The 15,930-nt window shown below is 50.2% G+C and carries 10 protein-coding genes and 2 pseudogenes; 6 read left to right on the top strand and 6 right to left on the bottom strand.

The window, feature by feature from the left end; translation table 11 throughout:
* Positions 1–35: 35 nt before the first annotated feature.
* Complete coding sequence (gene cysB, locus A10D4_RS06160) at positions 36–1,010, top strand: HTH-type transcriptional regulator CysB (RefSeq protein ID WP_008488413.1); 975 nt, start codon at positions 36–38, stop codon at positions 1,008–1,010.
* Between the two features lie 21 nt (positions 1,011–1,031).
* Here cysB and A10D4_RS06155 read toward each other — a convergent pair whose 3' ends face one another.
* The 3 genes and pseudogenes from A10D4_RS06155 to pabB form a co-directional block, all read right to left on the bottom strand.
* Positions 1,032–2,405 (bottom strand): L-serine ammonia-lyase, encoded by a 1,374-nt coding sequence (locus tag A10D4_RS06155; protein WP_008488412.1) that lies wholly within the window; start codon positions 2,403–2,405, stop codon positions 1,032–1,034.
* A 78-nt stretch (positions 2,406–2,483) separates the two neighbouring features.
* The gene (locus A10D4_RS06150) at positions 2,484–3,098 is read right to left on the bottom strand and encodes a CoA pyrophosphatase (protein WP_008488410.1); all 615 of its coding nucleotides are present in this window, start codon (positions 3,096–3,098) and stop codon (positions 2,484–2,486) included.
* Positions 3,095–4,455, bottom strand: a pseudogene (gene pabB / locus A10D4_RS06145) (aminodeoxychorismate synthase component I). The gene A10D4_RS06150 and the pseudogene pabB overlap by 4 nt, the downstream one beginning before the upstream one ends.
* A 294-nt stretch (positions 4,456–4,749) precedes the next feature.
* On the opposite strand from pabB, the gene A10D4_RS06140 reads away from it, so the two are divergent.
* Together A10D4_RS06140 and A10D4_RS06135 are read left to right on the top strand one after the other, a co-directional pair.
* On the top strand, positions 4,750–6,264 hold the full coding sequence (locus A10D4_RS06140; RefSeq protein ID WP_008488409.1) for a fumarate hydratase: 1,515 nt from the start codon (positions 4,750–4,752) through the stop codon (positions 6,262–6,264).
* On the top strand, positions 6,264–7,607 hold the full coding sequence (locus A10D4_RS06135; protein WP_008488408.1) for a DNA recombination protein RmuC: 1,344 nt from the start codon (positions 6,264–6,266) through the stop codon (positions 7,605–7,607). The genes A10D4_RS06140 and A10D4_RS06135 overlap by 1 nt, the downstream gene beginning before the upstream one ends.
* Positions 7,608–7,631: 24 nt before the next feature.
* On the opposite strand, the gene A10D4_RS06130 is transcribed toward A10D4_RS06135, so the two are convergent.
* The 3 genes from A10D4_RS06130 to cysZ form a co-directional block, all read right to left on the bottom strand.
* Positions 7,632–8,549: a transporter substrate-binding domain-containing protein gene (locus tag A10D4_RS06130; protein WP_008488407.1), complete on the bottom strand. Its 918-nt coding sequence runs from the start codon at positions 8,547–8,549 to the stop codon at positions 7,632–7,634.
* Positions 8,550–8,661: 112 nt separating this feature from the next.
* Positions 8,662–9,093, bottom strand: coding sequence for a hypothetical protein (locus A10D4_RS06125; protein WP_008488406.1), 432 nt, complete (start codon positions 9,091–9,093; stop codon positions 8,662–8,664).
* A gap of 140 nt (positions 9,094–9,233) precedes the next feature.
* The gene (gene cysZ / locus A10D4_RS06120; RefSeq protein WP_008488404.1) at positions 9,234–10,004 is read right to left on the bottom strand and encodes a sulfate transporter CysZ; all 771 of its coding nucleotides are present in this window, start codon (positions 10,002–10,004) and stop codon (positions 9,234–9,236) included.
* Between the two features lie 202 nt (positions 10,005–10,206).
* Between cysZ and smc the strand changes: the two genes are divergently transcribed.
* The 3 genes and pseudogenes from smc to ligA all read left to right on the top strand — a co-directional run.
* Complete coding sequence (gene smc / locus A10D4_RS06115) at positions 10,207–13,689, top strand: chromosome segregation protein SMC (RefSeq protein WP_008488403.1); 3,483 nt, start codon at positions 10,207–10,209, stop codon at positions 13,687–13,689.
* Between the two features lie 34 nt (positions 13,690–13,723).
* Positions 13,724–14,659 (top strand): cell division protein ZipA, encoded by a 936-nt coding sequence (zipA, locus tag A10D4_RS06110; protein WP_008488402.1) that lies wholly within the window; start codon positions 13,724–13,726, stop codon positions 14,657–14,659.
* Positions 14,660–14,748: 89 nt separating this feature from the next.
* Positions 14,749–15,900 (top strand): annotated as a pseudogene (ligA, locus tag A10D4_RS06105) (NAD-dependent DNA ligase LigA); the annotation flags it as partial.
* Between the last annotated feature and the right edge of the window lie 30 nt (positions 15,901–15,930).

Here is a 15,930-nt window from a genome sequence, read left to right as displayed (position 1 = left end):
AATAAATAATTTGTCGCCAATGAAGGTTTGTCGCAATGAAGCTGCAACAACTGCGTTACATCGTCGAGGTCATGAACCATAACCTCAATGTCTCTGCGACCGCCGAGAATCTTTTTACGTCGCAGCCCGGCATCAGTAAGCAGGTACGTATGCTGGAAGATGAACTGGGCGTACAGATCTTTGGTCGTAGTGGCAAGCATTTGACCCATATTACACCGGCTGGACAAGATGTCATTGCGATTGCACAGGAAATTTTATCGAAAGTCGACGGTATTAAGTCGGTTGCCGCGGAACATACCTTACCCGACCAAGGCAAGCTAAACGTTGCCACCACGCATACCCAAGCACGCTATGCGCTGCCGCAGGTGATTAAAGGCTTTATTGAGCGTTATCCGAAAGTTTCTTTGCATATGCATCAGGGCTCACCGCAACAAATCAGTGAAGCCGCTGCTAAGGGTAAAGCCGATTTTGCCATTGCCACTGAGGCATTGCACCTGTATCAAGATTTAGTCATGTTACCGTGCTACCACTGGAACCGGGCGCTGATTGTGCGTCCTGATCACCCTTTGGCGCAGCTCGACAACATCAGCATTGAAGACGTCGCTCGCTATCCGATTGTGACTTACGTGTATGGTTTTACCGGTCGCTCGGAGCTGGATAAGGCGTTTGGTGCCGCGGGCTTAGAGCCGCACATTGTGTTTACCGCGACCGACGCCGACGTGATAAAAACCTATGTCCGCATGGGCATCGGTATTGGCGTAGTGGCCAGCATGGCTTACGAGCCAAAACAAGACAGTGATTTAGTGGCCTTGCCGGCAGGACATTTATTTGCCCACAGTACGACCAAAATCGGTTTCCGCCGTGGTACCTTTTTACGTACTTATATGTATGATTTTATGGAAGCTTTTGCACCGCACTTGACGCGCGACAGAGTCGATAAAGCGGCCGCGATGCGGACTCACGAAGAAATTGAAGCGATGTTTGCCGATATTGACCTACCCACATTGTAGTGGGCAGGTCTTGCAGCGCCATTAGCACTCGATAATATTGACCGCTAAACCGCCGCGCGCGGTTTCTTTGTATTTGGTCTTCATATCATTGCCGGTGTCCCACATAGTTTTAATCACTTTGTCTAATGAGACTTTGTGATCACCACTACCGCGTAGCGCTAAGCGCGCCGCATTAATCGCTTTAACGGCGCCCATGGCGTTACGTTCGATACAAGGTACTTGCACTAAGCCGCCAACGGGGTCACAGGTCAGACCTAAATTGTGCTCCATACCGATTTCAGCGGCGTTTTCGACGTTAATGGGGTTGCCGCCCATAACCTCGGCCAAGGCACCAGCGGCCATCGAACAGGCGACGCCAACCTCACCCTGACAGCCAACTTCGGCACCCGAAATTGAGGCATTCTTTTTATATAAAATACCAATCGCTGCCGAGGTTAGTAAAAACCGCACCACGGTTTCGTCGTCCATCTTTTCGATAAACTTATCGGCATAGCTCATTACTGCTGGGATAATGCCGGCGGCGCCGTTGGTGGGGGCGGTGACGATGCGGCCACCAGCGGCATTTTCTTCGTTCACCGCTAAGGCAAATAAATCAACCCAGTCCATGGCCAGCATGACGTCGTTAGAGCGTTCGGTTTTTAAGCGCTGATATAAGCCCGGCGCACGACGACGTACTTTTAAACCACCTGGCAAAATGCCTTCGGTGCGAATGCCTCGTTCGATGCTCCCTTGCATGGTGTGCCAGATTTTTAATAAGCCAGCGCGGATCTCGTCTTCGCTACGGAAAACTTTTTCGTTAGCGAGCATCAACGAGCTGATACGCATACCTTGTTCCTGACAGTGCGCCAACAAGTCGGCAGCGCTATCAAAGGGGAAGGGGATTGGCTTGCTAGATTGCTCAATGGCCTCTTCTAAGGTTTCATCAAAATCGGCATCACGAACAATAAAACCACCACCAATCGAGTAATATAGGTCATTGTAAAGCGCCTGATCGCCTTTGAATAAGGTAAGCTCCATGGCATTAGCGTGTTTCGGCATGGTTTTACGACGATGAAAGGTAATCGCACCCTGCCGTGGAAAATGGATGTCATGCTGGCCCAACAGTGCCAATTTTTGTTCGCTGTCGGTGCGCGCTAAAAAGTCGTCCACGGTGGTGGTATCAACGGTTTCGGGCAGTTCGCCAGCTAACCCTAAAATCACCGCTTTACCGGTGCCGTGGCCTTTACCGGTTTGTCCCAAAGAGCCGTATAATTCGACTTTAATGCCGTCGGCATCGGCCAATTTACCTGCCGCATCGGCGGCCTGTAAAAACTCGTATGCGGCGCGCATAGGGCCCACCGTGTGTGAGCTAGAAGGGCCAATACCGATTTTATAAATATCAAATACACTGATCATACCGATGACGTCCCGCAATCGTTAATGAATATTGTCTGGCATTATTGTCGCATGTTGCCCGGGGGGCAAGGCAAGTCTTCAGTTTAATGGTCGGAAGTTTAGCCGCTGCTCCGGTTGTACGTGGTCGGCGAGTTCGCGCAAAATTCCCGCGGTCGCCCCCCAAATATTGCGTTGCTGCCAAGGTATAAAGTAGACCCGGTCATAAATGTACAGTGGAATACGATAGGCATAGTGATTGTCTTGGTGTAACACCGCCGCGAGCGGTACCTCAAAAATTTCCGCCACTTCGCCGGCTTGTGCGCGTAACGGCTGCTGTGGTGTTACCAATGCAACAAATGGTCGAATGAGAAAATTGAAGCGCGTTGGGTAGTCACGCAGTTGTCCTAACACTTCCACTTGTTCACGCGGTAAACCAATTTCTTCTTCGGTTTCGCGTAAGGCGGTATTCAACAAATGTTGGTCGCCGTCTTCATAGCGTCCGCCCGGAAAGCTGATCTGTCCGGCGTGGTGGCGTAATTGATTAGCCCGTTGTGTCAATATCAACGACAGTCCGTCAGCCCGCTCTACTACCGGGATCAATACCGCTGATAATTTCAAACGGCTATGGCTCGGACGTAATGCTTGATGCTGGCGATGTAAACTGAAGCGTTGCACAAACTGTTCACGCGTTAGTTGTGGCTGACGCGGGCTCATAACGGTTGCTCGTTGATAGCGGTAAGTACCGGGAGAATTCGGTTTACCTTGTCCAAGGTTTCTTGATATTCCGCTGCGGCATCCGAGTCGGCCACTAAGCCGCCGCCAGCCCAACAATACAGATAGCCTTGACTGGCTACCAAGGTACGAATGGCGATGTTGGTATCGGCGCCGCCGTGTTGCGAAAAATAGCCAATACTACCGCAGTAGACGGAACGTCGATGTGGCTCTAGTTCTTCGATAATCTGCATCGCACGGATTTTTGGCGCGCCGGTGATTGACCCCCCGGGAAAAGCCTGCTCAAGCAGATCCAAGGCCGATTTGCCGGGCGTCAGTTGAGCGCGCACGGTGCTAACCAAATGATGTACCGCGGCAAAGCTCTCAACGGCGAATAATTGCGGCACATCAACGCTGCCGGGCTGGCAACTGCGACTCAGATCGTTACGCAATAAGTCGACAATCATCAGATTTTCTGCACGATCTTTAGGAGATTGTTGTAAGCGCGCGGCGTTGGCCGCGTCGACGCGACTATCTGAGCTACGCGGCAGGGTGCCTTTAATCGGTTTGGTCTCGACCCGGCCTTGTTCGTCAACCTGTAAAAAACGTTCGGGTGAGAGGCTTAGTATGGCGCCTTGCGGCAACCGCATAAAGGCCGAGAAGGGCGCAGGCGGCAATACGCCTGCCATTCACTGCCTTGATACTGACAACTAAAGCGCTGCGCCAGATTGATTTGATAACAGTCGCCAGCCTGCAGATAGTGCTGTACGCGGTTGAATTTCTCGCGATACTGCTGTTCGCTCATGTTGCTGCGCCAATGACCGTTGAGCCGAAATGGCTTGCGCTGGTCTGTGCGCTTGCTATGCGCTGCTTGTTGCCAATAGTCGGCCAGTTGTTGAAACTGATGTTGGGGTGCAAGCAACCAATACTGCTGTTGGTGGCGGTCATAAATCAACGCCTGTTGATAAATCGCGAGGGCCAATTCGGGAAGCTCAATGTCGGCCTCGGCTAAGGTGTCTAATGGTTCGATATAGCGGCCATAATCGTAGCTTAAGTAGCCCGCTGCACCACCTTGAAAGGGTAACTGCTCAGGTCCATCGTAACTGCCCATTTGTTGTAGGCTTGCGCGACATTGCTGTAAGCCTTGCTGAGCATCGGTAAAGGTTAGCAATGGTTGGCGCAAAATCAGATGGTAGCGGCTGTTACTATGCTCGCTTTCGGCCGAATCTAACAGCAACGCCCAGGCTTCGTGCTGACAGTGCTCAAATAGCTCGACAATGGGCGTGGTTAATGAGTTTAGCGGTCGCGCAATCAGTGCTACGGCAAGTGACTCAGCGGTGACATCTTCGGCAGATAACATGGCGGTAGCTTCTGATAGTAAAATTAACACTCGTGGGCATGATTTAAGCAAGTAATATTTAAGCAAGCAACACTTAAGTAAACATAGAATAGCGCTAGTTTAGCACAACACCGATAATTGATAATAGCCGCATATTATGGCGTAAAACGCGAGTTTTTAACGGCTTTTTGGGTGCTCGATAGAGGCCCTAACAAGCACCGTTAAGCAAAGTGCAAAACTGGTTTTCTGTTGCTTAACAGGGTATGATTTGCGCCACATTAATTATGACTTAGCACGCCTATAGCAGAGGTTGTCATGACTGTGATCCGTCAGGCTGATTTTATTGAAAGCATCGCCGATGCGCTGCAATACATTTCTTATTACCATCCGTTAGATTTCGTCCAAGCGTTAGAAAAGGCTTACCACAAAGAACAAAGCGAAGCGGCTAAAAACGCCATTGCGCAGGTATTGACCAACTCGCGCATGGCAGCGCAAGGCCATCGGCCAATCTGTCAGGACACCGGTATCGTTACCTGCTTTGTCAAAATTGGCATGGCGGTGCAGTGGGATAAAACCGACATGACGGTGCAGCAAATGGTCGATGAAGGCACTCGCAGAGCATACACCAATCCGGATAACCCGCTGCGCGCATCGATTGTCGCAGACCCTGCCGGTAAACGTAAAAATACCGGTGACAATGCGCCGGCGGTAGTTCATATCGATATGGTGGCAGGCGATAAAATTGAAGTGATGATCGCTGCAAAAGGTGGTGGTTCGGAGAATAAATCGAAGATGGTAATGCTGAATCCGAGTGATTCCATTGCTGACTGGGTGGTTGAAACCATGCCAAAACTGGGTGCTGGCTGGTGTCCGCCGGGGATGATTGGTCTGGGCATCGGTGGTACGGCTGAAAAATCGGCGGTACTGGCGAAAGAAAGCTTGATGGATCCAGTCGATATGCAAGAGTTATTAGAGCGTGGTCCGCAAAATGCGGAAGAAGAATTGCGTCTTGAAATTTACGATCGCGTCAACAAATTGGGGATCGGTGCGCAAGGTTTAGGCGGTGTGACCACGGTATTAGATGTGAAAATCAAAAGTGTACCCACGCATGCGGCGTCGAAGCCTGTGACGCTGATCCCGAACTGTGCGGCCACTCGTCACGCGCATTTTTATTTAGATGGCAGCGGCCCAGCCGATTTACAGCCGCCTAAGTTAGAGGACTGGCCCGATGTGACCTTTGAATTGGGTGATGATGTGCGTCGGGTCAATCTTGACGAGGTCTCAGCCGCGGATATTCAAAACTGGCAAATGGGCGAAACGGTGCTGTTATCGGGCAAGATGCTGACTGGCCGTGATGCGGCTCACAAGCGCATTAAAGACATGCTTGATAATGGTGAAAGCTTACCGGTCGATTTTACCAATAAATTCATTTACTACGTGGGTCCGGTCGATCCGGTTGGCGATGAAGTGGTAGGCCCTGCGGGGCCGACTACGGCTACCCGGATGGATAAATTTACCGATATGATGCTCGATAAGACCGGTATTTTGGGCATGATTGGTAAGGCCGAACGTGGTCCGCAAACGGTTGACAGTATTCGTCAGCATAAAGCGGTTTATTTAATGGCGGTTGGCGGCGCTGCCTATTTGGTCGCAAAAGCGATTAAGAAGGCGCAAGTGGTGGCATTTGAAGACCTGGGTATGGAAGCGATTTATGAGTTTGAGGTCGAAGATATGCCGGTCACCGTGGCGGTGGATAGCCAAGGTAATAATGCGCATACCGCTGGCCCCCAAATTTGGCAATTAAAACTAGCCGAAGCGGGTAATGCCTGATGCTATCACTGTTGTTCTGGCAATGGGCGCTGCTGTTAGCGGCGCCGTTAGCGTTGTTATTAGTCATGCTATGGGGTTGGTTTAAGCAAAACCAACGTCAGCAAACGTTGCAGCAGCAATTACAGCAACTGCAAGTGGCGCTGACCGAGGCGCAGACCCGTAGCGAGCAGTGGCAGCAGCAAGCCGAACAGGGGCAACAGTGGCAACAGCGTTATGAGCAATTGCAACAAGCGCATTACCAGTTGCAAAGCGGCTGGCAAACGCAGCAAGCGACACGTCAGCAAGAACAGCAAAATCAGGCGGAAAAATTGGCGTTGCTAGAAGCTAGTGAAGCACGCTTACAGCAACAGTTCGAAAATCTCGCAAATCGTATTTTCGAGGCTAAATCAAAGGGACTACAAGAACGTAACCAAGATTCACTGAAATCGACGCTGGAGCCGTTTAAGCAACAAATCGAAGCATTTAAGCAGCAAATCCAGCAACAATATACCGATGAAACCAAAGAACGGGCGTCGTTAAAAACCGAATTGCTAACGCTTAAGTCGCTTAATCAACGTATGTCTGAAGAGGCGGAAGCCCTAACTAAAGCGCTGAAAGGTGATAATAAGCAGCAGGGTAATTGGGGCGAAGTGGTGCTGGAGCGTATGTTGCAACAGTCGGGTTTGCGAGAGGGCTATGAGTACGATACGCAAAGCCATCATCGTGACGAAGATGGACGCCAATTTAAGCCCGATGTGATTGTTCATTTACCTAACGAGAAAGACGTCATCATTGATTCTAAAGTCAGCTTAAGTGCGTACGAGCGTTACTTTAGTGCTGAACAAGACGATGTTCGTGAGCGCGCGCTGCAAGAGCACGTGCAATCGCTACGTAATCATATCAAACAGTTAGGCAATAAGAATTATCAACAACTTGAACAAGTACGAACCTTGGATTATGTCTTGCTGTTTATTCCGATTGAGCCAGCCTTTTTGCTGGCGGTCGATCGCGATCCAGAATTGATCCGATTGGCGCTCGATAACAATATCATGCTGGTTAGTCCCACCAACTTATTGGTCGCATTGCGCACCATTAACAATATTTGGCAGTATGAGCAACAGAATCGTAATGCTCAGCGTATTGCTACCGACGCCGGTAAATTGTACGACAAATTTGTCGGCTTTATCGATGATATGGATAAACTGGGTAATACCTTAAAAACGGCCGACAACCGCTATCAAGAGGCGATGAAAAAGCTGTCTTCGGGACGTGGTAATTTGGTCAGCCGGGTAGAAAAATTCCGTGAGTTAGGCGTGCAAACGAGCAAGCGTATCGATAATAAGTTATTAGACGATGACGATTAGCCATCGCTTTGTCGGCACGGCGTTTTATTCTTCAGGGGTGTACTCTCGTAAGCTTTGTTGATAGAGCCGTTGGTAACTATCTTGCGGCTTATCGACAAACCATAAGTTTAGCGTTTGTAAAAACAATTGGTCCCGTCGAACGTCGGCTAAAACACCATTAATTAAGGCCACGCTTTTTCTACCCCATTCATCGTCTGAACAGCCGATAGCACCAATCACCGGCTGCTGTGCCAGCTCGCTGATAGGAATATAGGCTAAGCGGTCATCATGGGTTTTCTCGTAGTAGGTTTTTACACTCATGTAGTCGATAGTGTAATCGATGCGGCCAGCTTCAATCATATCTAAAATGCCGACTGTGCTATTTTCTCCAGAGCGCAGCACAGCGCTGTTACGTTGCTTATCGTAGTTATCGATCAAGCCTTGCAGGCGACCATATTTACGCCCCTGTGGTCGGCCAAAACGTAAATCGGTAGCCAGCAACTCAGCTAAAGAAAGCTGCGTGCGACCGTCGCTTAAAAGTTTGTCGGCAATATCTCGGCGAGTAATAATGCCATGCGGACGATAAACATGTGTCGGCTGACTAAAAACAGCACCATCATTCGCTTCAGGGTGATAGATCATGCAAGGAAAGCACAATTGCTTTTGTTCACGCATTAATTGACTAATACGTTGTTGCGGCATCACCACCACCCGTTGTTTGACGTTTGGTAAATGGTTACTGACCGACTGGATAAGCGCGTCACAAATCCCCTGATTTTTATAACGACCATTTAACACATGAAAGGGTGGTGCGGCGTTGATGGCCCAAGTGATTTCGTGCTCAGGTAGTGTGTCAGCGTCTGCTTTGAAAGGCGAAAAAACCAATAATGCACTGAAAAATAGCACATAAGTGGCTTTTTTCAGTGTCTTGGAAAAGCATTTTATGGGTCGTTGACGTTGCATCGGGTTGTTAATTTGGTTAACGATATTTTAAATTTTATAAACAAATAATATAGTGCTATACCACTTTGCTCAAGCTGACCGCTAAATTACTTTATTTAGTTGTTAAGTTTTTTTATAGAGTTTGGTTATAAAGAGAGCTAGCGGATGAAGTGATGCTGCCGATCACTAGGCGCTGATTGTTTTGTCGATAACTCATTAAGCGATGTTGCACTGCCAGTGGCTCATGCGACAGCGATAGGGTGAGCTGCAAAATTAAATAACCCCGTACGCAACAAGCGCAACGGTAGGCTAACGCCAGCTGCTCACTTTGCGATTGGTAGAGTGCTAACCAGCTTGCCATTGATAACCAACGCTGCGCAACGGGCATGCCATGCATGCGACAGCTATTTGCACTGAGTAACACCTTTGCCTGCTTGATACAAACGATATAGCCACTGTACTGGCTACCGTACTGAAGAGGACGCTTAACTTGATTCTGCGTATCTGCGCTGGCGGTGTTTGTACGCCCAGTTGAAGCCGCACCAGCAGCGTTGCTTGCAATCATAAGAAACCTATTAATGAGATGCCTAAGGTGTATGCAGTATGGGCTAATAGCCGCCGAGCATGCCAGTCCTAGCCAACCTCAATTGGTGTCAGTGGTTGATGACACAAGCACCGCTGTTAGCGAGTGTTTATACGTAAGCTTCAACGAGCGGGGCGTTGTGGCCGGGCCGCCTGGGGCAGAGCGTGGTCGCGATAATGGTCAACCCACAACGCGGTAGCACCGCATATGGCGACCGGCATTAGAATCAAGTTAATCAGTGGTATTAACGCTAAGATAGAAACGGCTAGGCCGAAGCTTAAGGTACGGCCTTGTTGTTGTGATAATTCATTGCGCATATGGCGAAAACTCAGTTTATGATTGTCGAAAGCATAATCCAGATATTGAATCGACATCATCCAACCGTTGAATAAAAACCATAAGATCTGGCCAATGACCGGCACAAATAATAGCAATAATAAAAAGCCGATAGCGCGTGGTAAATAGTAACCCAGCTTGCTCATTTCCCGCGACAGCGTGCGCGGAATATCTTTTACCACCGCTAGCATGCCATCGTCCTGAAGCGGATGGTGGCATAGCAAGCGCTCGATTTTTTCCGCTAATAAGCCGTTAAACGGCGCCGCCAGCCAATTGCTGACGGTACTAAATAGATACGAAAAGCCAAACAGCAACACCAATACGATAAGTGGCCAAAGTAAATACTCAAGCCAAGCAAAATAATTGGGTAACCAGTCGATAGTCGCGGTCACCAAAGCCTGAGATTGATTTATCAACCAAGTAAAAGCGATGGCAAAAATCACTAAATTAACCAATAACGGGATAAACACAAAGCGTCTAATGCCGGGCGTATTAATGAGAGAAAAACCGCGTATTAAGTAAGCGACACTGTTATTGCTATAAACCGTCTTTTGCATTGTCCTGCCTTAACACGGATCAAACGTTTATGGTGTGACCGTGATGATATTCGTGGTTACGTTCGTAGCGACGCTCAATTGATCCCGACTATAGCGGATATAGGGCGGCTTTGCCTGCGCGAAATTGTTACAAATCACAAGCGAATCTGCTACAGTCGGGGTTTGCCTTGTACCGCCCGATAGAGCTAAAGCGTAAGACTGAATGCGTTTAAAACACATCAAACTGGTTGGTTTTAAATCCTTCGTAGATGCCACCAAAGTGGCGTTTCCCGGGCAAATGACCTGTGTCGTTGGCCCGAATGGTTGTGGCAAATCCAATGTTATCGACGCGGTGCGTTGGGTGTTAGGCGAAAGTTCTGCACGAAACCTGCGTGGCGATGCCATGACCGACGTCATTTTTAACGGTTCAACGGCGCGTAAACCGGTTTCTCAAGCGTCGGTGGAATTGGTGTTTGATAACACCAGCGGGCGCATTCAAGGCGAATACGCCAACTTTAATGAAATTTCGGTAAAACGTTTAGTTAGCCGAGACGGACAATCCAGCTATTTTCTCAATAACAGTAAATGCCGTCGTCGTGATATTACCGACTTATTTTTGGGGACGGGATTAGGACCGCGCAGTTACGCCATTATTGAACAAGGGATGATATCCCGTTTGGTGGAGTCAAAACCACAGGAACTGCGGGTATTCATCGAAGAAGCCGCCGGCATTTCGAAATATAAAGAGCGTCGCCGTGAAACCGAAAATCGCATGTTGCACACGCGCGATAACCTGGAACGGCTGACCGATGTGCGCGATGAGCTCGGTAAGCAACTCGACAAGTTGCAACGTCAAGCCGCCGCCGCACGCCGCTATAAAGCCCTCAAAAGTGATGAGCGCCGGCTTAAAGCCGAGTTGCATGCCATCCGTTGGCTCGCCAACGAACAGCTGGTTGAGCAATTACGTCTTCAGCAGCAACAGCAGCAAACCGCGTTGGATGCGTTAATTGCCGAACAGCGCAGTGGTGAACGCGATACCACCAGCTTACGTGTGCAAGCCGGTGAGCTAAGCGCGCAGTTAGATCGTGTGCAGCAGCAATATTACGAATGTGGCACCCAAAGCAGTCGTTTGGAGCAGCAAATTCAGCACCAACGACAACAGCGGCAACAACAGAGCGAGCAACAACGGCGACTGCAACAGCGCATTGATGCGTTGCAGCAACAACTTGATGATGAACGGCAACAGTGCCAGCAGCAACAAGCCGCCATACAGCAGTCGCTACCGGACTTAAGCCAAGCTGAACAGCAGTTAGAGCAACTGCAACTGGCGCAACAAGACGCGGCCGATGCTTATCAACAGTGGCAGCAGCAATATCAGCAACAACAACAGCAACAAGCGCAACAGCAACAGCAGTTACAGCGTATACAGTTACAAGCTGAGCACGCCGAACAGGCGCGCCAACGGGCCTCGCAAACTGCGCAACAGTTACAGCAACAACAGCAACCGTTGCAACAACGTATCGAGCAACTGCAGCAACAATTACAGCAACAAGCCGATCAAGCTGACCAACAACAGTTGGCGCAACAACAGTCGGCAGTTAGCGAATGCCAGCAGCAGCTGCAGCAGCTTCAGGCGCAGCAACAGGCCGACGAGCAACAATTACGCCAACAACAAGGCCAGCAGCAACAGTTACTCGGCCAGCAGCAGTCGCTACAGCGGCTATTAGCAGAGCGACGTCGCGAGCAAGATCACAGCGATTTCCAACAGTGGTTGGCGACGCAGCAAGAGCACTGTTTGGGGAGCGTCGCCGATTTATTGCAGTGGCAGCCGGGCCAGCAGCAACACTGGCAATTAGCTTTAGAAAACTTATTGCGCCCTTGGCTTAATGCGCAGGTTATGCGACGTCAACCTGATACTTGGCCAAGCGTGGTCGGTGCCAAGTTAGTGTTGCTGGATGCCGAAGCGGCTGCTGAGGAAATTGCTGACGATATTGCTGACGATAGTGTAGCGGCCTTGTTGCAAGGCCCGCTAAGGCAGTGGCGCTGGTTACAGCAGGTGCGCTGTTGTCAGCAAGCGCCTAGCGCGAATGATCACAACTGGTTGGCGTTGAACGGCGATTACTTTTATCAACAGGGTTATGTCGCGGCGCAAGTCGAGCAGGGCTCCAGCGAACTAGCCTATCGGCAAGAGTTAACCGATGTTGAGCATGATTTACAGCAATTAAGCGCCGCGCTGGATAGTCTTGCTGCACAAATCAAGCAACGTCAGACAACGCTGGAGCAACAACAGCAGCAACTCGTCAGCGAACAGCAGCAATTGCAGGCTTTGCAGCAACAGCAAGTCGCGGTGGCCGAGCGTGAACGTCATCAACAGCAGCAATTGGCAGAATTAACGCAGCGTCTAGAGCAACAACAAGCGCAACAGCAAGCTGCGACAAGCGAGGCCGAACAACAAGCCGAGCAAGCGTTATTGCTACAAGCTCAGTATGACGAGCTTATCGCCAGCGAAATACCGCAGCAACAAGCGACACAAGCCGCCGAGGGTGAAAGCTTGGCGCAGCGTTTACGGCAATTGACCGAGCAAATGCAGCAGCGACAGCAACAGTTGCATCAGTTGCAGTTACAACAGCAGCAACAGCAAGCGGATTATCAACAAGCGCAAAAACTACACGCGCGCAGCGCCGAGCTACTGCAAGACAGTCAACGCCAGCTAGAGCAACTGAGCGAGTCGCCGCAGCAGGCTGATAGTCTTGCCGAACAACAAATGCAACTCGAACAATTGTTGGATGATCACCAACAATTGGCCGAGCAAAAGCAACAGCTGACACAGCAATTAGCTGCAATCAACCAAGAAATCAGCGAAATTGAGGCGGGTCAGCAGGGCATTATTCAGCGCATTGAAAAACAACGGGCGCAGCTTGAGAGCGTGAAACTTGAACTGACTGCGGTGCAAGAACGTTCGCGCAGCTTTGTCGATGCGATAGAAGAAATGAACCAACGCTTGCGTCCGCTACTCGAAAGCTTACCCGACGATCATGACGAACAGCGCTGGCAACGGCAACTGGATGATATTGCTCGTGCGGTGCAACGGTTAGGAGCGATTAACTTGGCGGCGATTGAAGAAGCCGATAGCCAAGCTGAACGCAAAGGCTATTTAGACCAACAACACCAAGATTTGAGCTCGGCATTAGAGACACTTAGCGCGGCGATTCGTAAAATTGATCGGGAAACGCGACAACGCTTCAAAGAAACCTACGAAGCCATTAATAGTGACTTACAACGCCTGTTTCCAAAGGTGTTTGGCGGCGGTAGTGCCAGCCTGGCCTTGACCGACGATGATCTGCTGGAAACCGGGGTAGCGATAATGGCTAGGCCGCCGGGCAAGAAAAATAGCACGATTCATCTACTCTCGGGTGGAGAAAAAGCGTTGACCGCTTTATCATTGGTATTCGCGATCTTCCGTTTGAATCCAGCGCCGTTTTGTTTGCTGGACGAGGTGGATGCGCCATTGGATGATGCTAACGTTGGGCGCTTTTGTCGTTTAGTACAAGAAATGTCGGAAACCGTGCAATTTATTTATATCAGTCACAATAAAGTGGCCATGGAAATGTCGTCGCACTTAGCCGGTGTGACGATGCAGGAAGCCGGTGTATCGCGACTGGTCGCCGTCGATATTGAAGCCGCGGTCGCGATGACCGATAGTTAATCAAACAGCCACGGGAAAGGGCAAGATACCACGCATGAATACGCTACAGATTTCGCTAACAATTTTAAGTGTCGTCGCTATCTTGGCGATAACAGCTCATGGCTTATGGCGCATTCGTCGCAACGACGCCAATGAAAAGGCGAATGCGGCAGAGCTAGCAAGAAAGCGGCAACAGCGTCAAGCCGGTGGCTTTGATGAAGATGGTATCGGCGAAGTGCGAGTTGTTAAGCGCCAACAGTCAACGGCAAAGCGTTTTGTAGAGCCCTCGGCTAGTGATGATGAGCAACTCGAGGCTAATCAAGCGGCGCCGGCATTACGCGCGCAGCGCGACGATCCGATTGCCGCCGATGCGCAGTTGGGCATGAGTTTGTCGGCTGAAGACAAACCGGTAGTAGCGCCATCGACGCCGGCCAAAGAGACGGCAAAAGCAGCGCCTGCGAGTCATACTAAGACCGCTAAACCTTATCCTCCAGCACAAGAGTCGCTGGCGCTAGATGAAATTGATGAACCGGCGAGCAATAGCGACGATGAGGCTAGCGTTAATGCTGAACCTCAGGATGTCATTGCCTTACACGTGGTGGGCAAAATTGAAGGTGCGGTGTTGCTGCAAATGGTGACTGAGTTAGGCTTAAAGTATGGTGAGATGGACATTTTCCATCGCCACGCCAGCAGCGCTGGCACCGGTGCGGTGTTATTTAGTATGGCTAACATGTTCAATCCAGGTACCTTTGACCTCGATAACATGGAAAACTTTGGTAGCGAGGGAGTGGTATTATTTATGACCTTACCACTCAAGTATGATGCCATTCAGGCATTCAATATGATGCACAATGCGGCATTAAAGCTCGCTGCAGCCTTTGTCAAAGGGCAAGTGCTCGACGGGCATCGTAACCCGCTGACACGACAAGCGGTGCAACACACTCACCAGCGTATTCGTGAGTTTGAACGGCAACAATTGCTGCGCCAATAGCGCTGCGGTGACGGGCACCCATTTACGGCCGCTGACCTGCGGCCGATTAACTTTATCGATTCACCTGAAGACTAAGAGATCTTGCAGTTATGGCTGATGTGGCTGCGCGTATGCGCGAGTTAAGCGATTTATTAACCCGGTATAACCGCGAATACTATGAAGCCGATGCGCCGTCGGTAACCGATAGCGAATATGACCGCTTGCTTCGCGAATTGCAGCAACTAGAACAACAACATCCGGCGTTAGCCGATGCCGCATCGCCGACACAGAAGGTCGGGAGTCGACCTCTGTCGGCGTTTCAAACTGTCAGTCATGAGGTGGCAATGTTGTCGTTAGACAATGCTTTTGACGATGACGAATTTGCCGACTTCACGCGACGTGTGCAAGAGCGCTTAGATACTAACCAACAAGTGGCTTATTGTTGCGAACCGAAACTTGATGGCGCCGCGGTCAGCTTACTATACGAAGACGGTGTGTTGGTGCGCGCAGCCACGCGCGGCGACGGGAGTCGCGGTGAGGATGTTACCAGCAACGTAAAAACCATTAGAAACGTGCCATTGCGCTTGCAGGGAGACAATATTCCTCAGCGTTTGGAAGTGCGCGGCGAGGTGTTCATGCCGATCAACGCGTTTCAGGAATATAACGAACAAGCCTTAAGCCGCGCTGAAAAACCTTTTGCCAACCCGCGTAATGCGGCTGCGGGCAGTTTACGGCAACTTGATTCAACCATCACCAAACAGCGTCCCTTGCACTTTTATGCGTATAGCTTGGGCTTGGTCAGTGACGAAGCGCAATTAGCCGATAGCCATTATCAGCGCCTACAGCAGCTTAAACAGTGGGGCTTACCCGTTAGTGATAAAGTTGAGCGGGTCGACAATGCAGAGGCTTGCCAACATTATTATCAGCAGATATTGGCACAGCGCGCCGAGTTAGCTTATGAAATAGATGGAGTGGTGATCAAGGTCGATCGCATTGCTTATCAAGACGACCTAGGCTTTGTCTCGCGCGCGCCGCGCTGGGCTATTGCTCGTAAATTTCCGGCGCAAGAAGAGCTGACCCAATTACTGGGGGTCGATTTTCAAGTTGGACGGACCGGTGCGGTTACCCCGGTAGCACGCTTACAGCCGGTGACGGTAGCGGGCGTAACGGTGTCTAACGCGACCTTACATAATGCCGATGAAATCGCACGTCTCGACGCCCGTATCGGCGACACGGTGATTGTGCGGCGCGCCGGTGATGTGAGTGTCACCCTGAATTTAACTGTTTCAAAT

The sequence above is a fragment of the Idiomarina xiamenensis 10-D-4 genome (assembly GCF_000299895.1).
In the GTDB taxonomy this organism is placed as follows: Bacteria; Pseudomonadota; Gammaproteobacteria; order Enterobacterales; family Alteromonadaceae; genus Idiomarina; species Idiomarina xiamenensis.
Note: the sequence above shows the minus strand (reverse complement) of the source record. Positions and strands in the feature narration are given on the sequence as shown.